The 19783-nt window shown below is 74.6% G+C and carries 18 protein-coding genes and 1 pseudogene; 6 read left to right on the plus strand and 13 right to left on the minus strand.

Annotated features, from left to right (window positions below; translation table 11 throughout):
- Both VR45_RS24160 and VR45_RS24165 read left to right on the plus strand, forming a co-directional pair.
- Positions 1–903, plus strand: a 903-nt coding sequence (locus VR45_RS24160) for an ABC transporter permease (RefSeq protein ID WP_045941931.1), incomplete at its 5' end; no start/stop codon positions are given.
- Between the two features lie 303 nt (positions 904–1206).
- Positions 1207–1443 carry a hypothetical protein gene (locus VR45_RS24165; RefSeq protein WP_045941932.1) on the plus strand — a complete coding sequence of 79 codons (237 nt, stop codon included), beginning with the start codon at positions 1207–1209 and terminating at the stop codon, positions 1441–1443.
- 12 nt (positions 1444–1455) lie between these two features.
- On the opposite strand, the gene murQ is transcribed toward VR45_RS24165, so the two are convergent.
- From murQ to VR45_RS24190, 5 genes are all read right to left on the minus strand, one after another.
- On the minus strand, positions 1456–2370 hold the full coding sequence (murQ, locus tag VR45_RS24170; RefSeq protein ID WP_045941933.1) for an N-acetylmuramic acid 6-phosphate etherase: 915 nt from the start codon (positions 2368–2370) through the stop codon (positions 1456–1458).
- 238 nt (positions 2371–2608) lie between these two features.
- Entirely contained in the window at positions 2609–3292 is a 684-nt protein-coding gene (locus VR45_RS24175; protein WP_045941934.1) for a DUF6445 family protein, read from the minus strand.
- A 105-nt stretch (positions 3293–3397) separates the two neighbouring features.
- A complete protein-coding gene (locus VR45_RS24180; protein WP_045941935.1) occupies positions 3398–4942 on the minus strand; it encodes a PHB depolymerase family esterase in 1545 nt (514 codons plus the stop codon).
- Positions 4943–5086: 144 nt separating this feature from the next.
- On the minus strand, positions 5087–6100 hold the full coding sequence (locus VR45_RS24185; protein WP_045941936.1) for a YdcF family protein: 1014 nt from the start codon (positions 6098–6100) through the stop codon (positions 5087–5089).
- Positions 6097–7446, minus strand: coding sequence for an MFS transporter (locus tag VR45_RS24190; RefSeq protein WP_063772540.1), 1350 nt, complete (start codon positions 7444–7446; stop codon positions 6097–6099). Before VR45_RS24190 ends, VR45_RS24185 begins: the two co-directional genes overlap by 4 nt.
- 89 nt (positions 7447–7535) lie before the next feature.
- On the opposite strand from VR45_RS24190, the pseudogene VR45_RS24195 reads away from it, so the two are divergent.
- Positions 7536–8048, plus strand: a pseudogene (locus VR45_RS24195) (MarR family transcriptional regulator); the annotation flags it as partial.
- 245 nt (positions 8049–8293) lie between these two features.
- Here VR45_RS24195 and VR45_RS24200 read toward each other — a convergent pair.
- Positions 8294–9898, minus strand: a complete 1605-nt coding sequence (locus tag VR45_RS24200) for an alpha/beta fold hydrolase (RefSeq protein WP_045941937.1) — start codon at positions 9896–9898, stop codon at positions 8294–8296.
- Positions 9899–10076: 178 nt separating this feature from the next.
- Positions 10077–10760, minus strand: a complete 684-nt coding sequence (locus VR45_RS24205; RefSeq protein ID WP_045941938.1) for a TetR/AcrR family transcriptional regulator — start codon at positions 10758–10760, stop codon at positions 10077–10079.
- A 179-nt stretch (positions 10761–10939) separates the two neighbouring features.
- On the opposite strand from VR45_RS24205, the gene VR45_RS24210 reads away from it, so the two are divergent.
- Complete coding sequence (locus tag VR45_RS24210; RefSeq protein WP_045941939.1) at positions 10940–12493, plus strand: MFS transporter; 1554 nt, start codon at positions 10940–10942, stop codon at positions 12491–12493.
- A 71-nt stretch (positions 12494–12564) separates the two neighbouring features.
- Here the strand turns inward: VR45_RS24210 and VR45_RS24215 are convergent, their stop codons facing one another.
- From VR45_RS24215 to VR45_RS24225, 3 genes are all read right to left on the minus strand, one after another.
- Entirely contained in the window at positions 12565–13347 is a 783-nt protein-coding gene (locus VR45_RS24215) for a hypothetical protein (RefSeq protein WP_052709333.1), read from the minus strand.
- Between the two features lie 10 nt (positions 13348–13357).
- Positions 13358–14461, minus strand: coding sequence for a substrate-binding domain-containing protein (locus VR45_RS24220; protein WP_159394339.1), 1104 nt, complete (start codon positions 14459–14461; stop codon positions 13358–13360).
- Positions 14462–14550: 89 nt separating this feature from the next.
- Complete coding sequence (locus tag VR45_RS24225; protein ID WP_052709335.1) at positions 14551–15381, minus strand: hypothetical protein; 831 nt, start codon at positions 15379–15381, stop codon at positions 14551–14553.
- 185 nt (positions 15382–15566) lie between these two features.
- Between VR45_RS24225 and VR45_RS44430 the strand changes: the two genes are divergently transcribed.
- Entirely contained in the window at positions 15567–15824 is a 258-nt protein-coding gene (locus VR45_RS44430) for a hypothetical protein (RefSeq protein WP_052709336.1), read from the plus strand.
- Positions 15825–15870: 46 nt separating this feature from the next.
- On the opposite strand, the gene VR45_RS24230 is transcribed toward VR45_RS44430, so the two are convergent.
- Positions 15871–16734 (minus strand): lysophospholipid acyltransferase family protein, encoded by an 864-nt coding sequence (locus VR45_RS24230; protein WP_052709337.1) that lies wholly within the window; start codon positions 16732–16734, stop codon positions 15871–15873.
- Complete coding sequence (locus VR45_RS24235) at positions 16731–17645, minus strand: GNAT family N-acyltransferase (RefSeq protein ID WP_078896790.1); 915 nt, start codon at positions 17643–17645, stop codon at positions 16731–16733. The genes VR45_RS24230 and VR45_RS24235 overlap by 4 nt, the downstream gene beginning before the upstream one ends.
- Positions 17646–17923: 278 nt before the next feature.
- Between VR45_RS24235 and VR45_RS24240 the strand changes: the two genes are divergently transcribed.
- Complete coding sequence (locus tag VR45_RS24240; protein ID WP_159394340.1) at positions 17924–18334, plus strand: hypothetical protein; 411 nt, start codon at positions 17924–17926, stop codon at positions 18332–18334.
- A gap of 43 nt (positions 18335–18377) precedes the next feature.
- Here VR45_RS24240 and VR45_RS24245 read toward each other — a convergent pair whose 3' ends face one another.
- Positions 18378–19757 carry a serine hydrolase domain-containing protein gene (locus VR45_RS24245; protein ID WP_045941941.1) on the minus strand — a complete coding sequence of 460 codons (1380 nt, stop codon included), beginning with the start codon at positions 19755–19757 and terminating at the stop codon, positions 18378–18380.
- Between the last annotated feature and the right edge of the window lie 26 nt (positions 19758–19783).

A 19783-nucleotide genomic window follows, 5' to 3' on the forward strand; every position in this document is an offset into this window, starting at 1 on the left:
GGTCTGAACGAGTGGCTGGCGATCCTCCTCGCCCTGCTCACCGCCGGTGCGATGGGCGCCCTGCACGGCTTCTTCTTCGCCCGGATCGGCGTCCCCGCGTTCGTCGTCACCCTGGCCGGCATGCTCGCCTGGAGCGGCCTCCAGGACTACGTGCTCGGCAAGCTCGGCACCGTCAACAACATCAACGACGGCGTCGTCGCCCACCTGGACAACTACTTCCTCGGTGACGGCGACATCCTCTTCGCCTGGCTGCTCGCCGTCCTCGCGGTCGCCGGGTACGCCGCCGCCCAGGTGCTCACCGCCCGCCGCCGCACCGCCGCCGGCCTGCCCGCCAGGCCGGTGGGCGAGATCGCGCTGCGCACCGGCGCCCTGGCCGTGGTCGCCCTGGTCTCCGCCTGGACGCTCAACCAGGACAGCGGTCTGCCGCTGCCCCTGGTGGTGCTGGTCGGCGTGGTCGCGCTCACCGACTTCGTGCTCCGCCGCACCTCCTACGGCCGGCAGATCTTCGCGGTCGGCGGCGGCATCGAGGCGGCCCGCCGGGCCGGCATCAACGTGGCCCGGGTGCGGATCTCGGTCTTCATGATCTCCGCGATGCTGGCCGGCCTCGGCGGCCTGTTCATCGCCTCCCAGCAGGGTTCGGCGGACAAGCTGCTCGGCAGCGGCAATGTGCTGATGAGCGCGATCGCCGCCGCCGTCATCGGCGGGACCAGCCTCTTCGGCGGCCGGGGCAGTACCTGGTCGGCGCTGCTCGGCATGCTGGTGATCCAGTCGATCACCACCGGCCTCGACATGGTGCACGCGGCCCAGGCCATCCAGTACATGATCACCGGCGCGGTGCTGCTGGCCGCGGTGGTGCTCGACTCGGTCTCCCGGCGCACCCAGAAGTCCGCCGGCCGGGGCTGAGCCCGGCGGCGCACCCCGAACGGCCCGGTCCCCACCCCCACGGGGACCGGGCCTCCGGCGTGCTCCCGCCGGGCCTCCGCCGGGCTTTTTCCGTGCTCCCGCCGGGGCTTTCTCCCCGCTCCCGCCGGTCCGGTGCTGCCCCGGCACCGGACCGGCGGCGCGCCCGGACGTACCCCGGTCGGGACGTTGGTCCCTGCCGCCCGGCCCGTCCGGCCCGCACCCTGGACTGCGGGCCCGCCGACCCACGAAGTCCGGCGGCCCCGACGAACCCGGGACCCCGTGAGTGAGGACATACCGCCGCCCATGCCCGCCGAGACGATCGTGCACCGTCTGGTCGACGCCTTCTTCACCCACTGCCAGGAGTGCGGCGAACCGCGTGACAGCAACTGCCACCCCCGCGCCCACTGGCGCCTCTACCTCGACCTCGACGCGGAGACCCTGACCCGGATCCGCCACTGGGCGCTCGATCCGGACAGCCCCGTCGGCACCGAGACCGAGCGCACCGTGCTGCTGCACTGGCTGGACGCCCAGGAAGCCTGACCACAACGATCCCTAGCTGTCGGGGTTCCGTGCCAGCTCCAGCGCCTCGCGCAGGCGGCCGTCCGTCGCGGTGAGCAGCTGGGCGGCGGCCGGGGCGTCCACTCCGGCGAGGACGACCAGGACGGCGGCCTTCGCCTCGCCGCCGGTCGCCGCCAGCGCGCGCCGCGCCGTCTCCTCGTCCGCGCCGGTGATGTCGACCACGATCCGCCGCGCCCGTTCGCGGAGCTTGGCGTTGCCGGCCCGGACGTCGACCATCAGGTTCCCGTACGTCCGGCCGAGCCGGACCATGACCGCGGTGGAGATCAGGTTCAGCACCAGCTTCTGCGCCGTCCCCGCCTTGAGCCGGGTGGACCCGGCCAGGACCTCGGGACCGGTCTCCACCTCGATCCCCAGCTCGGCGGCCGCGACCAGCGGTGACCCGGCCGCCCCCGCCAGCCCCACGCCCAGGGCCCCGGCCCGGCGGGCGTCGCGGACCGCCGCCACCGTGTACGGGGTGCGCCCGGAGGCGGAGACGCCGACCACCGTGTCCTCGGGCGTCAGCGCGAGCGCGGCCAGGTCGGCCGCCGCCAGCTCCGGGCGGTCCTCCGCCCCCTCCACCGCGCGCACCAGCGCCGCCGGTCCGCCCGCGATCAGCCCGACCACCCGGCCGGGGTCGGTGCCGAAGGTCGGCGGGCACTCGCTCGCGTCCAGTACCCCCAGTCGCCCGGCCGTCCCGGCGCCCGCGTAGACCAGCCGCCCGCCCCGCGCCATCCGGGCGGCGACGGCGTCCACCACGACGGCGATCCTCGGCAGCTCCCGGGCCACCGCCCCGGCCACCGTGCGGTCCTCGGCGTTCAGCAGCCGCAGCAGCTCGGGCGTGGCCAGCCGGTCGATCCCGGCCCACTCCGGTCGGGCCGTCTCGGTGACCGGCCGGTCGGTGTTCTCCATAAGGTGCCCCTCCCCGTACGGGCCCGCCGCCAACCGGCGGTGCCGCCGACCGGGCGGGGCAGGCCCGGGGGTCACGGACCGGGTGTCGCGGGGTTCGCTCTCGTCCTACCGGCAGCCGTCCGGCGCGGTCCCCGCGGATTCCCACGGCAGTACGGACGCCGCCCCTCGCTCCCGTCGGGGAGGGAGGGGCGGCGTTCCGCTGCCGGGGCACGGGTGGGGCCGCCCTCCGGCCGGGGCGTCAGGCCATCCAGAAGAAGACGGCGGTCATCCGCCGCTCCTCCAGGGTCAGGCCGTGGTACGAGGTCGCGCTGTGGATCAGGTTGGCGTGGTAGACGAGCAGGCGGTTGTAGCGGTTGGGGACGCGGACGTCCTCGGTGAAGGCGTCGGCCGGGACGTGGCGGGTGCCGAGCGCCTCGACCAGGTTGTTGTGGGGGGCGGTGACCAGGTTGCCGCCGAGCCGGCCGCCGGGGAACTGCTGGCGGTAGAAGCCGGTTCCGGCGTCCTTCGGCGCGCCGGGGCTGAGGTAGAGGACGGCCGCGAAGCGGCACAGCGCCCGGGAGTCGGTGTGCGGACGCGACTCCGACTCGGCGGTGCCCACCAGTTGGATGCAGTTGTGGTTCAGGGTGCCGCCGCCCGGGGTGCTCTGCACCCAGAGCCGTGACGCCCCGGTGGCCTTGCGGACGAGCGCCTCCACCCGGGCGAGTTCCTCGGGTTCGAGGCCGGGCATGGTGCGCAGTCCGGGCCAGGCTTCCGGCCGGTAGGGGTAGCCCTCGGTCCAGTCGTTGCGGTCGAGGCAGCGCCGACGGACGGCGTCCGGGTCCGGCAGGACGTCGTCGAACACCCAGTAGTCGCGGCCGGGGGTGGGCTTGCGGTAGGGCAGCACGGGCAGCGCGGTGGTCCGTCCGGGGGGCAGTGGAGGCATGGGCCGACCATAGGAGCGAGGCCCCCCAACTTTCTGCCGTGAGCAGGTCAACCTTTCGTCAAGGTGCCGGTCAGGGTGTACTGGCGGCGCTCGGGGTGGGCCCGCTCAGCAGGAGCCGTCGGCGAGCACGTAGTAGTCGGGGCCGGTCCGGCGCAGGGTGTGGACGGTGAAGGTGTTCCACAGCCCCATCGCCTGTCCGGACCCGAGTGCGTACACCAGGCCGCCGCTCAGTGTCGCCCGCCCGGCCGCCACCTGGTGGTAGTTGTCGGTGGTGTAGCACGGGGCCGGGCCGCCCGGCGTGGTCACGGTGACGGTGGTGGAGCGGGCGCCCGTCGTGCCGTCGGCGGCGACCGGGGCCACCGCGTAGCCGTAGGCCGTACCGGCGCTCAGGCCGCTGTCGGTCCAAGCGGTGCCGGTCGGGTCCGCGACCGGGGCGCCGTCCCGGAAGACCCGGTAGGAGACGGCCCCGGTGACGGGCTGCCAGCCGAGCGCGACGGTGTCGCCCCCGGTCGCGGTGGCGGTCAGACCGCTCGGCGCGGGCAGCCCGGGGACCGTCGGCCCGGTCCTGTCCAGGCCCCAGAAGACCGCGGTGTGGTAGCCGGAGCAGATCGCGTCCAGGAAGTACGCGCCGGTGGCCCCGCACTTGTCGGTGCCCGAGCCCGGGGCGACGGCCAGTCCGTGCCCCATGCCCGCGATCGAGTACAGCGCGACGGCGGGCCGTCCCCCGGCGTCGTCGTAGCGGGTCTCGGTGGTGCCGCCGGGCAGGCTGCGGGTGCCGGAGGGGCTCTGGCCGATACCCCACACCTCCGTCCACTGGTCGCGCAGTTCGGTGGCGTTCACCGGTCGGACGGTGGTGTCCGCGGTGCCCTGCCAGATCGCCACCCGGGGCCACGGCCCGGGGTGGCCGGGGTCGGCGCGGCGGACCTTCTCCGCCCACTGGGCGGGGGTGAGCCGCTGGTCGTTGTTCTGGCAGGACGAGGCCGCGGCCAGAGTGGCGGCGCAGTGCGCGGGCGGACCGGCGTCGACGGCCCCGCCGGCGAACACGTCCGGGTAGTCGGCCAGCAGGTCGGCGGCCATCCCGCCCCCGGCGGACAGGCCGGTGACGAACACCCGGCTCCGGTCCGTGCCGAACAGGTCCCCGGCCCTGGTGACCATCTGCAGCACGGAGGCGGCTTCGCCCACGCCCCGGGCGTTCTGTGCGGCGTCGAACCAGCGGAAGCAGGAGAGCGGGTTGTTGGCGGCGCCGGTCTGCGGGAAGACCACGGCGAAGCCGTAGCGGTCGGCCAGTTCGGGCCAGCCGGAGTGCCGGTAGTAGTCGTCGGCGGTCTGCGTGCAGCCGTGCAGGGCGATCACCAGGGGCGCGCCGCTGGGCAGACCGGCCGGGGCGTAGGTGTACATCGAGAGCTTGCCGGGGTTGCTGCCGAAGCCGGTGACCTGCTGGAAGGTGCCGCTTGTGGCGGTGGGCGCGGATGTGGGCGCGGGCGCGGGCACGGGTGCGGGTGCGGCGCTCGCGGGCGTCGAGGCGGCGGTGGGGAGGAGGAGCGCCATCGTGGTGAGCAGGGCGGCGAGGGCGGCGCGGCCGGTGCGGCCGGTGCGGCCCGCCTGGCGGACCCGGCGGGCGGGTGGTGGAGCGGTGGGGGACACGGCCATCGGGGACTCCGGGTGGGGGAGTACGGGAACTTGCCGTGCAGCGTGCCGCGCCCGCCTCCGGGTCGCCATGTGGCGGGCGGCCGTCCCCCGACGCCCGGTCATGGGTGGTGCCGCCATGGCGGCACCACCGGCACCGCGGTGCGGTCAGGCGCCGGGGCTCAGCGCCGCGGCGACGAGTCCGCACACGGCGACGAAGCCGCAGATCCCGAAGTTGACCAGCTTGTGGGACAGGAAGACAGCGGCGAACTCGCGGATCGTCGCGCTCGGCCAGTAGTACCGGGCGGTGGGGGAACCGCAGACCTGGCCGTTGACCCCGGTGGTGCGGGCCGTCAGGGCGGCCCGGAAGGCGTGGAAGTTGTTGGTGACGACCACACAGCGGTAGTCGGGCTTCTCCCGCTCCATGATCTCCTTGCTGAAGAGCAGGTTCTCCTCGGTGGTCCGGGAACGGTCCTCGCGCTCCAGGTGCTCGGCGGGGAAGCCGTGCTCGACCAGGTAGTCCGCCATGGCGTGGGACTCCGGCAGCTTCTCGTCCGGACCCTGGCCGCCCGAGGTGATCAGCACCGGCGGGTTGCCCCGTGCCGCCTGCTTCTCGTAGAGCGCCCGGCCGCGTTCGAGCCGGCTGGCGAGCAGCGGCGGCACCCGCTCGCCGCCGATCAGCCCGGAGCCCAGCACCACCACGAAGTCCACGTCGCCGCGCGGCAGGTGGCGCTGGTAGAGGAAGGCGTAGCCGACGAAGCAGACGAAGAGGAAGGACACGTAGCCGACCACCAGGAGCGCGGTGGCGGCGAGGACGCCGAGCCGCGGGGAGTCGGTGACAACGGCCGCCCCGAGCAGACCGATCAGCGCGAGGATGCCGAGGCCGGCGAGCAGCGACAGCAGGTTCGCCGGCCGCCGGCCCTCCTTGCGGATCATCGTCACCCCGTTGGAGAGGAGGAACCAGACCAGGGCCACCGTGCCGACGGTCGGCAGCAGGGCGATGACGGCCACCGTCAGCTCGGCCACCAGGGTCGGCGCCCGGCGCACCTCCGCGATCAGCGCCAGGGCCAGCAGGGAGACCCCGATGCCGAGCAGTACGGCGTTGCTGAACTTGCGTCGGTCGCGCAGGACTCCGATTCCGCAGAGGAGGAAGAAGAAGGCCGCTGGGGCATAGGCGATCATGTTCGTATCGTAGGGTCCCGCCGAGCCGCCCCGACCGTGGCCTCCTGAGCCGGGGAGGACGCCCCGGTGGCATCGGGGGCGGTCGCCCCCGGGCCCTTTCCTGTGGAGTGCCGGCGGTCCGTCAGGTCGTCGGCCGGACTGTCCTGCCGCCCGACCCGGCGGACGCCCGGGACGAAGGCCGCTCCGCCGCAGGCCAGCGCGACCAGGGCGGCCGTGACCAGCAGCGGTCCGGTGCTCCCCCAGGCGTCGGCGGCCAGTGGTGCGAGTGTGTAGCCCAGCGGGGCGGCGGCGAGCGACAGCAGCCAGTCGTAGGAGGTGACCCGGGCCAGTACCTGCGGCGGGAACTCCTGCTGCACCACGGTCTGCCAGACCGGGTTGAGGAAGCCCAGCCCGGTCATCGCCAGGGCGTACGAGGCGACGGTGACCGGTGCGGGCGCCGTCACCGCCAGGGCGACCAGTGGCAGGGCGTACAGGGCGAGGCCGAGGGTGGAGACCAGCAGCGGGCGCCGGGGCCGGAACCGGCCGGCGAGCAGTGAACCGGCCAGCACACCGAAGGCGGCGGCCTGGGTCATCGCGATCCACACGCCCTCCCCGCCCATCCGTCGGGAGGCGATCAGCGGCCCGAGGGTGAGCAGGACGGCGGCGGCGCCGTTCCACACGGCGTGGCCGATCAGGCTGGTCCAGTACCAGTCGCGCGAGCGCACCTCGCTCCAGCCCCGGACCAGGTCGGCGCGCAGCGACCTGCGCTCGGCGGGGGTGTGGCGCACCTTCAGCCGCGTCAGCAGCGCCGCGCTGACCAGGAAGGAGGCGCCGTCCAGCAGGAACGCCCAACCGGGGCCCGCGGTCAGGACGAGGACGCCGGCCAGGGCCGGGCCGCCGAGTCGGGCGCCGTTGACGGCCGAGGCCAGCAGGGCGTTGGCGCGCATCCGCTGCGGCCCGTCCACGGCGGCCGCGACCAGCGGACTGGCGGTCGGCATGGCGAACGCCGAGGCGATGCCGCCCACCGCCTCGGCGGCGGCGATGGCGGCCAGGCTGGGCCGGCCGCCGAGGAGTTCGAGGCCGACGGCGATCTGGGCGGCGGCCCGGACCAGGTCGGTGACGAGCGCGACCAGCCGGGGGTCGACCCGGTCCCCGACGACGCCGCCCAGGGGGAGCAGCAGCAGGCGCGGGACCATCGCACAGCCCAGGACCAGGGCCAGCGCGGAGGAGGAGCCGGTCGCCCGGGTGACGGCGATGGCGAGGGCGGCGGGGACGACGGCGTCCCCCAGCGTGGAGATCGTCCGGCCGAGGAAGAGCAGCCGGAAGGCGGGCAGGCGCAGCGGGTGCGGGTGGTGGGTCGAAGTCACGGGAGCACTGTATTTCGGTGCCGAAATTTCGTCAACGAAATATTGGGAACCGAAAAACCCCAGGTCCGGGGCCGCCTAGACTCGGGGGCATGACACCCGCGACGCACCGGACGGCGGCCGACCGACCCCGCGACTGGACCGACGGCCACGTCGAGCGCTGGCGGCCGGTGCTGCCGCACCTGGACCCGGACGTCGAGGGCGCCGTCACCCGGATGAGCAAGCTCACCCGGCACCTCGGCCGGGTCCGTGAGCAGGGGGTGGCCGACTACGGACTGCAGAAGCACGAGTTCGACACCCTGCACGGGCTGGCCGGCCGCGGCGGCCGGGCCACCCCGTCCGAGCTGCGCGGTGACCTCGGCCTGGCGCCCGCCTCGGTGACCGGGCGTCTGGAAGCACTCGAACGGCGCGGATTCATCGTCCGCACGCCCTCCAGCGACGACCGCCGCCGGGTCGACGTCGAACTGACCGAGCAGGGCCGGCTGGCCTGGGCACAGGCGCTGGACGTGGTCGGCCGGGAGGAGCACCGCCTGCTCGGCGTGCTCTCCCCGGCCGAGCGGCACCAGCTCGCCGATCTGCTGCGCCGCGTGCTGCTGGTCGCCGAGGGGCCGCCGCCGGAGCCCGGATCGCGCACCGGCCCGCAGCCCGGCGCCGACCCCCGGCTCGGCCCGGCGGCCGCGGCCTGGACCGACTGCGGCGCCGAGCCCAGGACCGACCCCCCGGCGGCCGACTGGCACGGTTAGAGCTGCGGCCAGGGCCGGGGCCAGCGCTGGAGCCGCGGGTCAGGGTCAGGGCCGGCGCCACGGCCAGGGCCGGGCCGGGCCCGGCGGAGTCGCGTCGGCCCCGGGGGTCAGCTCCAGGGGCCGACCGTGAGCCGGATCCGGGCGTCGGGGCCGAGGATCGGGTAGGTGGTGGCCGGCAGGGGGACGTGGGCGAGCCAGGCATCGGCCCGCGGGTCCTCGTCCGGCAGCGGCGGGCCGGTCGGGTGGAGGTCCCGGATCGCGCCGTCCACCTCGGAGTTCCAGTGCGCCCAGGCCGCCGGGCGCGGGGAGTCGGTGTCCACGTCGACGATCAGGGTGTCCGCGAAGTCGGCGGTCTGCTCCAGGTGGTCGCCGAAGCCGAAGAACCCGTTGTGCTCCTTGAGACCGAGCACCCGCAGATCGAGCGCGAACCGCACCGGTTCGCTCGCACCCGGCCGCGCCGCGTCCACCGCCGCGCGCTCCGCGTCCTCCCGGCGCGGGAGCAGCTTGCTGGAGAGGAAGGTGGTCGCCAGCTGGACGGCGCCGTCCCTGGTGGCCCGGGCCTGGAGGGTGGCCGAGGTGGGGTCGGAGAGCTGGATCGGGCACCAGTGCGGGGCCGCGCGTTCGTGCAGCAGTACCGGCAGCCCGCGGACCTGGAGCCGTACCTCGGCCTGCCAGGTGACGTCCGGGTCGCGGTCGGACAGCTTCACGTCGACCAGGTCGGCGCGGGCCCTGAGGTCGCCGAACAGGAAGCGGCGCAGGTTCTGGTACCCCTCCTCGGAGTTGACCAGTCCGTACCGGCCGCTGTGACTGCGGTGGGTGAACGCCCGGTTGGCGCCGGTGACCTGGGCGTTCTCGATCTGCACCAGACCGTCGCTGCGCGGGCCGACGGCCGAGGCCGAGAGGCCGTGGGCGACGTCGTAGTCGCCGGAGTCGGTGCCGATCATGCAGAAGACCCGGTCGAGCGGGAACCCGCCCGCGGCCTCCTGCGGCGTCCCGCTGCCGTCGTCGTCCGGCATGTCGACGGCCCGCCAGCCGTCCGGCGGCCCGTCCGGATCGGGATTCGGCGTCAGGTACTGGTACATCCGGTCGGGGCCGAAGACATCGGAGCCGTTCAGGGCGAAGGTGTCGCGCAGGGCCTCGGGAATGCCGAAGCCGACGGCGAAGGTGATGCCGCCGTGTGGCGTTCCGTAGGTGAACAGTTTCGACACGTAGTCGCTGGCGCGCTTTCCCTGGCGCTGCTCGGGGATGACCTTCTGGAGCAGGCAGCGGCAGATCAGTCCGCCCATCGAGTGGGCGACCAGGTGGACTTGCGGTGCCCCGGTGCGCTCCTGGAGGTCCTCGATCAGCCGGAGGAGGTCCTCGGCGGCGTGCTCCAGGCTGAACGCCTCGGGTTCGCCGCCCCAGGTGCCGGAGCAGCGGTCGTAGAAACGGTGGATCCAGATGCTGTCGGGGCGGATGTCCTTGGGGTGGTTCGCCAGATAGGCCTCCTGGCCGCCCTCGACGAAGACGCGGTAGCCCTCGTCGGTGAGCAGACGTACTAACGGGCTTTCGAACTGGTAGAAGACGGGGGAGTCCTGGCGCCCGACGCGGATGTGCGTCGAGCCTTCGTTGAATCCGTAGAACGGATCCGTCACGGCCTTCTCGATCCCGGGGGTGCCACCGGCGTATCCCCGGACGTAGATGATCGGGAGTCTGGAGGACGGCGTACTCATGGCCGGCCTGCCCTCTCGGCGGCCGGTACCGGCCGGTACCGGCCGACCCATTGACGTGGGAGCTTCTTCCTCCCAGTGTCGGCCGCCGGGGCGGCCCTGTCACCCCCCGTGTGCGGAACGTTGATGGGTCGTCACTGCCCGTTCCGGTCGGGGGATGCCGACCCGTTCGTCCGGACGGTCAGCGGCGGTCGGGCGGCAGCAGCGCGGCGAGTCCGTCGAGGATGCGGTCGAGGCCGAAGTCGAACCGGGCGTCCAGGTCGGGGCCGGTGAGGTCGTCGGCCATCGCGACGAGGTTGGGGAACTCCGCGGCGGGCAGCGCCCGGAAGCGCTCGGCGGCGGCGTCGGCCACCTCGCGCCGCCCGGCGCCGGCGGTCTCGGCGGCCGCCATCGGGGACTGCTCCTGGAGGACGAAGCCCTGGACGTACGCGCCGAGCAGGTAGGAGATCATCGCGCTGTCGGCGGGGGAGAAGCCGGCCTCCCGCAGCCGGTCGAGCTGGTCCTCCATCAGCCGCAGCAGATGGGGCCCCGGGGCGAGCCGGCCCGCCACCACCTTGGCCGCGTCCCGCCTGCCCAGCAGGTGGGCACGGTAGCGCCGGCAGTAGCCGCGCAGCTGGGTGCGCCAGTCGCCGGTGCGCGGCGGGGCCTCGGCGTCGGCCATCAGTGCGTCGTTGAGCAGGTCGAGCAGTTCCTCCTTGTTGCGGACGTGCCAGTACAGCGAGGCGGCCTTGACCCCGACCTCGGCGGCGACCTTGCGCATCGACAGGCCGGCCAGGCCCTCGCGCTCCAGGACCCGCAGGGCGGCCTGGGCGAGGGCGTCACGGGTGAGTCCGGGCTGAGTGGCGTCGTCCTCGTCGGCCGGCATGAGGTCCTCGCTGTTCGTCGGGCTGGGCGGGGCGGGGCACGGCGGGGCGGGGCGCGGGCCTTGGGCTCAGGCCCCGGAATTCCACTTGCAAATCTAACACCGTTAGGTGCACGCTGTCCCCCGTCGAACCGGCCCCTAACGCCGTTAGGGATCCTGGAAGCAATCGAGAGGAACACCCGATGGGGGAGAGCGGGGCGCCGGACGTCCGGCGTCGCCAGCGGCTCGCGCTCGCGACGCTGTGCATCACCATGTTCATGTCCATGCTGGACAACGTCATCGTCAACAACGCCCTGCCGCGCATCGGCGAGGACCTCGACGCGGGCATCACCGGCCTCCAGTGGGTCGCCGAGGGTTACAGCCTGGTCTTCGCCGCGCTGCTGCTCACCGGCGGCGCGCTCGGCGACCGGTACGGCCGTACCGCCGTCTTCCGGCTCGGCCTGGCGCTGTTCACGCTGGGATCGGCCGCCGGGGCCCTGGCCGGAACGGTCGGGACCCTGGTCGCCGCTCGGATGCTCCAGGGCGTCGGCGCGGCGCTGCTCACCCCCGGCAGCCTCGCCATCCTGCGGCACGTGTTCACCGACGAACGGGAGCGCACCCGCGCCATCGGCCGGTGGTCCGGCGTCTCCGCGCTCGGTCTCTCGGTCGGCCCGGTGGTCGGCGGCCCGATGGTCGAGGCCTTCGGCTGGGCGAGCGTCTTCTGGATCAACGTCCCGATCGGCATCGCCGCGCTCGTCCTGTCGGCCCGGGTGCTCCCGGTCGTCCCGGGCCGGGCCCGGCGGATCGACCTCGGCGGCCTCGTGCTCTCGGCGCTCGGCCTCGGCGCGGCCGTCCACACCCTGGTCGAGGGCCCGGACCGGGGCTGGACGGACGGCCGGGTGCTCACCACCGCGGCGCTCGCGGTGCTGCTGCTGACGGCGTTCCTGCTGCTCGAACTGCGGATCGCCGAGCCGATGCTCGACCTCCGGCTGTTCCGCGACGGCGTGCTCGGCGGCGCGCTGCTGGGCGGATTCGCGGTGAGCTTCGGAATGTTCGGCGCGCTGTTCTTCCTGCCGCTGCTGATGCAGGGCGTCCTGGACTGGTCCCCGACGGCCGCCGGCCTGGCCGGGCTGCCGATGACGGCCATGATCGTCGTCGCGGGCCCGCTCTCGGCGCGGCTGACCGGCCGGTACGGGCCCCGGCTCCCGCTGGTGCTGGGCATCGCCCTGTGCGCGTTCGGCCTCGCCGGCCTGTCCCTGTACGGCGAGAACGCCCACTACACGGAGTACCTGTGGACGCTGTTCGTCCTCGGCCTGGGCCTGGGGACGACCTTCACCCCGGTCTCGATCGCCGTCCTGCAGCGGGTCGCCCCGGAGCGGATCGGTACCGCCTCAGCGACCGTCAACACCCTGCGCGAACTCGGCGGCGTGCTCGGCATCGCCGTCCTCGGTGCCGTCCTGACCCACCGCCTGGCCGACTCCCTGTCCGGCCTCGGCCTCCCGCCCGACGCCCTGACCGCCGCCACCGCGCCGGGTGCGGGCACCGCCGCGCTGCCCGGACCGGTCCGGTCGGCCGTCGAGGCGGCCTTCACCGACGGCATCCAGCTCGCCCTGCGCTGCGGTTCCGCCGCCCTGGCCCTGGCCGCTGTCCTGGTCGCCCTGCTCCTGCGCGGTGCCGCGCAGGGTCCGCAGAGCTTGCAGGGCCCGGCCGCCGCCCGGCCCCGCCCGGAGGCCCCGGTCGGCGCCCGCCCGGAGTGAGCGGCGCGGCGGACGGCGGCGGTTCGCCACTCATCGGCTGCCGCTGTCCGCCGCATGATGCTGCCGTTCGGTCAGCGGAAAACGGCGATCGCGTGGACGTCCAGCACCGCCTCGGCGGCGTCCCAGCCGTGGACCGTGCCGAGGCAGTACCCGGCGCGGGTCCGCGCGTCGGTCTCGGAGTCGCTCAGCCCCGGCCGGGTGCAGGTCACCCGCACCCGCCCCGTCCGGGAGAGGTCACCGGGGAGGGTGTACCGGGCCATGAAGACCAGATCGCCCTCGCTGGCGCCGGGTGCGGGCTCGACGGCCTGGAACTTCCCCCGGAGCAGCACATAGGCCTCCGCCTCGGAGAGCCGGACGCCGGGCGGTCGCGGCCCGGACTCCTCGATCGCGTCCAGGGACCGCGCCAGGGCGCGGTTCTTCCGGACGGTGCCGGTCAGCAGATTGGCGTGGATGATGCCGTCCCGGTCGTCGAGCGCCTTGATGATGACGCCGATCACGTCGATCGGGGCATCGCTCCGCACGTACCTGCTGATCCGCTCCTCCGCCGCCTCCGTGCCGATGCCGACCGAAGTGCCCGGCAACTCCCCGCCGATGTGGAGGTTGCGGGTGATCCGTTGCTCGACCTCCTGGGTCAGGGCCGCGGTGTAGCGGCCCATGCGGTAGATGTCCATGACGGCCTTGTCGTCCAGGTGGACGCAGGCCTTGGTGGTGACGTCCACACCGGCGGGCGGCCGGTTGCGGCGCAACTCCCGCCCGGCGATGGCCAGGAGCGCGACCAGGCAGCCGAACGCCACCAGCCAGGCGGTGAGTTCGAGCCGGAGAACGCCCCACGAGTGTTCGTCGAGGATGGTCACGGGTCTCCTTTCACGGGGTCCGCGAGGGTGCCGGGGCCCGCGAGGGTTCCTCGGTCCGCGAGGGTGCCGGGGGTCGGGACGGCCCGGTGGCCGTCGCCGGGGTGTCGGCCTCGTACTGGGCGAGGAGGCGCTGGACGACCTCGGGTCGGTCGGGGAAGTAGAGGGCGTTGCCGATCGGCCGCTCCAGCCGGGGGTCCCGGGCGACGGTCGGGTCGACCGGGCGGCGCAGCGTGAGCCGCATGATCTTCTTCTGCGCGGCGGGTGCGAGCAGCCAGGCGAGCACCCGGTCGTAGGCGGCGCGCTTCGCCGGGTCGAGCAGCAGCAGCGGGTAGTCGGACAGCACGATGCCGTCCTGCGGGTAGACGAGGTCCAGCGGTTCGCGCAGCCGCCCGTCCCCGTCCAGGGCGAGCAGGTCCGACTCGTAGGCGATCACCGCATCGGTGTCGGTCTGGTGGTCGAGGTAGCTGTCGACCAGGGCGTGGGTGGACGCCGCGGCGAGGGTCCGGCCCGCCAGGAAGCCGCGGACCCGGTCCTGGGCGACGTCCTCGGGGCGGAGCGCCTCACCGGTTCCGGCGCCGGCGGTCGCCACGGCGACCAGGGCGGCGAGACCGCTGTGGGCGACGTTCGGGTCGGTCATGGCGTAGCGCAGCTGCCCGCGCTCGGCCGCCCCGGCGATGTCGGCCCAGGACGGTTGCCGTTCGCCGCCGCTGGGCCACAGGCGGTCCGCGGTGCTCCGTTTCACCCCGAGGACCAGCGGCGACATCATGGTGCGGGTGGAGAGCGGGGCACCGGTCCCGCCGGCGGCCTTGAGGTTGAGCCGCAGCCAGCGGTCGGAGGAGAGCCAGGCCAGGTCGTGCCGGTCGGCCCGGCCGGAGCCGAGGAGGTCGCTCGCGCTCACGGTGCCGCCGAACTCCAGCTGCAGGGTGATCCCGGTGTCGCGGCGCAGCTCGTCCAGGACCGGCCGCAGGTCGGTCAGTTCGGCGCTGGCCAGGACGGACAGGGTGGTGCCGGCGGGGGTGCCCGAACCGCAGGCGGCCATCGGGGCGGCGGAGCAGACGAGCAGGACCAGGGTCAGCAGCGACCGGGCGAGCGGCCGGGGCAGGCGGCGGGACACGGGGCGGGACGCAGGGCGGGCGAGGGTGCGGGCGGGGGGCCGGGTGCGACCGGCGCGCCCTCGGCGGAGGTGCCACCGGGCCGGTCGGTTCACGGTGTCGCTCCGGGGGCAGGGGTGTCGGGACCGGGGGCGTCGGGGGCGTCCGGGCAGTCGCCGGCCTTGCGCACCATCCGGTTCAGGGCCTCCTGGCTCGGCATGACGGTCCTGGTGTCGTCGGTCCGGGTGTCCGGGGTCGGGATGCCGCGGCTGCCGAGGTACTTCTTGAACTCACCGGAGTCCGTGTCGTCGCCGATGGTGCGGAAGCCCAGGGCCACGGCGCGCTCCCGCAGACGGCGGTCGTGGATGAGCAGTTCGCCGAGCCGGTCGGCCTCGGGGGCGAGCGAGATGAACTGCGGCTGGGTGATGAACTGGAAGGTCGGGTACAGCAGGACGCGCGAGGAGTCGAGCTCGTCCCTGGTGTCGTGGTAGTGGGCCTGGTAGGCGAGGTACTGGTGCTCGTAGACCACCACCACGGGGGCGATGCCGCGGCCCTCGGGGCTGGAGTACGGGGCGAACACGTCCGCGCCGGGCATGCCCTGGGCCGAGAGCAGGGGCTTGATCCGGGCGGCGAGGTCGTCGGCGTCCGGGTCCTTGGGCACCTGGCCCCCGTTCCTGGTGAAGGCGACCTGGGCGAGGAAGGTCTCGGCCGAGTTCGACTGGCAGATGTGGGAGGTCTGGGCGACCACGACGTTCCCGTTTGTCGTGCCGTGGCGCTGGATGCCGAGCTCGTTCCACGTCCTGTGGTTCTCCCCCAGGTCCAGGAAGGCGGCGAGGTCGAGGCTGTAGTACAGCGGTTCGTCGCCGCGGTCGGGACGGTACTGCGGGGTGGCGATCCCGTTGTTCTCCAGCGTCCGGGCGTAGTCCCGGTAGGTCGCGAGCACGAGCGGGCTGACGAAGGGGTTGTACGCCTTGGAGTAGCCGTGCTCCCGCTTCCGGCGGGCGATGATGTCGTTGGCGGCGGGCCGGCCGGAGGGGAAGAGGAAGGAGAGCCGGGAGTGGTCGCCGTGGACCAGCTCCTGCGATCCGGCGACGGTGATGTGGACCCGGAGGCCGGGACCCGGAGGCCGTGGCGCAGCAGCAGCCGCCGGACCTCCGGGTCGTCGAAGAAGTCCCCCTTGGAGCCCGTGCGGCCCTCCAGGACGAGGATCCGTTCGAAGGGCAGCAGCAGATTCCCGGAGAGCGCCAGGGAGGTGGTGCAGCCGACGAGGAGCGCCAGCAGGGCGGCGACGGTCGCGACGAACCTCGGGCGCCTGCGCACGATCGAGCGCTGCCGCTTGATCGCCAGTCTCGGTTCTTCGACTATCAGTCCCTCATGCATGGCTGACACTGTGTCAGGTGCTGCTGTCGGGCGTGCGGCCGAAGAACGGAGTTCACCTGATGGTTGCCCTACGGTTCTGTCGGCCGCCGGTGCCGGGGCTCAGCCGATGACCTCCACCGAGGTCTGGGCGGCGTGGGCGAGTTCCTTCCGCGCCGCCCAGCGGCGGGCCGGGTCGGCCGCCGGGGCCGGGACGGGCGGGCGGAAGGTCAGTTCGGCCACCAGGCCGCGGACGGCGACCACCCGGGCCAGCGAGGTGACCAGGTCGTCCTCGCCGACGAAGGCGGGGGCGCTGGTGGCGCGCCCGTCGGCCAGCCGGTAGCGGATCGAGACGGGCTGGAGCGGAGCCGGACCGGACGGCGGCCTCGAAGAACGCCGGGCGGAACCGCCCGCTCTCCCGTCCGCACCAGGTGGACCCCTCCGGGAACACGATCACCGGGTGGCCGGCCCGCAGCCGGTCGGCCACCTCGGCGACGGTCGCCGGCAGGGCGCGCAGCCGGTCGCGGTCCAGGAACACCGTCCCGCCCCAGGCGACCAGCCGCCCCAGCACCGGCCAGTCCCGCACCTCGGTCTTGGCGACCGACCGGCCGGGCCTGACGGCGGCGATCAGCGGGATGTCCAGCCAGGAGACATGGTTGGCCACCAGCAGGACCCCGCCCCGGCCGACCGGGGCGGGGGCGGGCACGATCCGCACCGCGACGCCCAGTGCGCCGAGCAGCCCGCGCGCCCAGAACCGGGCCAGCGCGCCGCGCGGGCGGTGCGGCAGCAGCCGCGCCGGCGGGATCAGCGCCAGCCCCGCGACGAGCAGCACCAGGAAGCCCGCCAGTCGCAGCACCCGGCGGGGGAGGGCGACGGTCGGCGCCGGGTCGGTCAGGCAGGCCTCCGGGGTGCAGGAGGCCGTCGGCAGCCAGACGCTCATGAGGCCGGTCCCGCCTCCGCCGCGTCCGCCGCGCCCGCCGCCTCCGTGCCCGTTCCCGTGCCCGGTGCCGGGGAGGCCGCCGCGCCCACGCCGCCGACGCCGGACAGGAAGTGCCGCAGGTAGCGCGGGTCGGTGCGCTCCAGCGACAGCAGGACGTACAGGTCGGCGCAGTCGAAGTCCGGGTCGTGCGCCGGCGCGCCGCAGACCCAGGCGCCCAGCCGGAGGTAGCCGCGGAGCAGGGCCGGCAGCGGTGCCCGGTCGGCCCGCGTCACGCCGGTGGCGTCCCAGGGGCGGTGCGGGGCGACCCGGTACTGCTCGGGGGCGAGGTGCTTGGCGGCGACGGTGTCCCAGACCCGGGCGGCGGTGGCACCGCCGTCCTCCAGCGGGATCGAGCAGCAGCCGCCCACCCAGGTGTTGCCGGTGTCGGCGAGGTAGCGGGCGATGCCGCCCCACATGAGGTTGATGACGGCGCCGTTGCCCCGGTGCTCGGCGGCGATGCAGGAGCGGCCGAGCTCGACCAGCCCGTCGCGCAGCGGCGCGAGGTTGCCGAGGTCGAACTCGCCGTCCGAGTAGAGTCGGCCGGCCCGCCGGGCGGCCTCCGGGCGCAGCAGCCGGTAGGTGCCGACGACGGCGCCGTCCTCGCCTTCGCGGACGAGCAGGTGGTCGCAGAAGTCGTCGAACGGGTCGACGTCCAGCCCCGGGACGGTGCTCCGCAGGGTGGCGCCGAGCTCGTCGGCGAAGACCTGGTGGCGCAGCCGCTGGGCGGCGCGGACGTCGGCCTCGTCGCGGGCCAGCGAGACGGTGTAGACGGCGGAGGCGGCGCCGGACGCGGCGGCCGGGCGCGCGGCGGGCACCGGGGTGGCCCGGGTGGGGGTGACTGCGGTCGGAGTGTACGTGGGGACGGTGGTCATGGCAGACCCTCCAGGGCAGCACGGACGACGGCGGCCACGGCGTTCCGTGGCAGCGGCCCGGGTCGGACCCGTACAGTCGGATCCGCGAACCGGCACCCGTATGTCTCTCCAAGTCGGCTGGCATCCACGTTGCCGTTCGGCGGAGCGCAGATGTGCACCTGCTGAATGCGACCACCCGACGTGTGCGGGACACCTGTTGGGCACCGCAGCGCCGCCCTATCCTCCGCTGCATGGGGTGGAATCCGGGGGCGGGACTCTGGCGGACCTTTGCCAGTGACATGACAGACGTATTGGTGTGCCAGACGGCGGCGACCGGCGGACTCGCCGTCGTGTACGTGCTGGCGCGGGCGGTGGGGCTGGCGCCCTCGCCGTGGTGGTGCCTGGTGGTGGCGATGGCCGTCGCCCTGCACCTGGTCGGCGAGCGCTGCTGGGAGGACGACCGGCGGCCGAGGGCGGCGCTGGTGGCGCTGGCCGTGGCGCTGCTGGTCGCGATGGCGCCGTACCTGGTGCTGGGCGCGGCCTCGGGATGGGCCGAGGCGCAGGCGGCGGACACCTACGCCTCGGGCGCGATGGCGGGCGGGCTGCTGCTCGCCGGGTACGTGGCGCGCGCCGTGCACGCGCTGCGCAGCGGCGCGTACCCGCCGCGCCCCGCCGCCGCCCCCGCGCCCGGCGCGGGCGGGGGTGGTTAGGAGGGCGGAGCGGGGGCGGCGGGCGCGGCGGGGAGGGCGGGACTCAGTACACCCGCCACCCCTGCGGGTCGACGCCGCCCGGGACGGCCTCGGCGGGCCCGTACGGCTCGCGGGTGAACACGAAGGAGCCGATGTCCAGGTGGCTCACCGAGCCGTCGGCGGCCCGCACCACCCGCAGGGTCTCGCCCGCGTAGTAGTCGTTCAGGCCGGTCCAGGTGCCGTCCGCCTCGGCCCGGAAGCGGCCGGCCCGGCCGGCGCGGCCGAGCACCGACAGCTCCAGCCCGCGGTCCGCCGTGAGCCGCAGGCTGTGCGGCGCGGCGCCCCAGTACCAGGGGCCGGTCAGGGCCAGCAGCTGCTCGTCGAACTCGGCCAGCGGGCGCCAGGGCTCGGGGATCCGGGGCTCGTGCTGCGCGGTGAGCGCCAGCAGCTCGGCGGCGACCGCCGCGGTGCGCGTGCCGCTGGTGGCGTTGGCGAAGGCGATCGCGGCCAGGCCGTCCGCCTCGCTCACCCACAGCCCGGCGGTGAAGCCCGGCATCGAGCCGGAGTGCCCGTGCAGGATCCGGCCGTCGTGCTGGATCAGCTGGAGGCCGAGGCCGTACGTCCCGCTCCAGTCGCCCGGCTCCGGGCCGACGGCGGGGCGGCGCATCTCGGCCACGGTGTCGGCGGACAGCACCTTCTCGTGGCCGGAGGCCAGGAAGGCGGCCCACTTGGCGAGGTCGGCGACGGTGGACCAGAGCTGGCCCGCCGGGGCCAACCGGCCGGTGTCCGTCAGCGGCTCGGGCAGCAGCACATCGGCCCACGGGTGGACGGCGAAGCCGCCCGCGTGCGGGTGCTCGGGGAGCAGCCCGGTACGGTCCATGCCGAGCGGCTCCAGGACCTCGCGGCGCAGCACCTCGCCCCAGGGCTCGCCGCGCAGCCGCTCGACCAGTGCGCCGAGCAGCGCGTAGGTGGGGTTGGAGTAGTGGTGGACCCGCCCGGCCGGATGCCGCAGCGGCCGCTCGGCCTCCAGGATGTCGGCGAGTTCGGGGCGCAGCGCGCCGTCGGTCCGCTCCCACCACGGGCCCGGGGTCTCGGCGGCGAGGCCGGCCGAGTGCGAGAGCAGCTGGGCGACGGTGGCGCCGTCGGCGGGCGTGCCCGGCAGGTGGCGCCCCAGCGGGTCGGCGAGGTCGAGCAGGCCCTCGTCCCGCAGCCGCAGCACGAGCACGGCGACGAAGGTCTTGGTGATCGAGCCGATCCGGTACTGGACGTCGGTGGTCGGCGCGTGACCGTCGACCATGCTGCGGGCGCCGCTCCAGACGAGCCGCCCGTCCCGGAGCACACCGGCGACCATCGAGGGGGCGCGGCCCTCGGACTGGGCGACGGCCAGGCGGTGCAGCAGCGCGCGGCGGGTGGTGGGGAGCAGTTCGTCGGACAGGTCGGTCATCTCGTCCTCTGCGGCAGGTCGGGGGC

Origin of the sequence: Streptomyces sp. NRRL S-495, assembly GCF_000966955.1 — a bacterium.
GTDB classification, from domain to species: Bacteria; Actinomycetota; Actinomycetes; order Streptomycetales; family Streptomycetaceae; genus Kitasatospora; species Kitasatospora purpeofusca.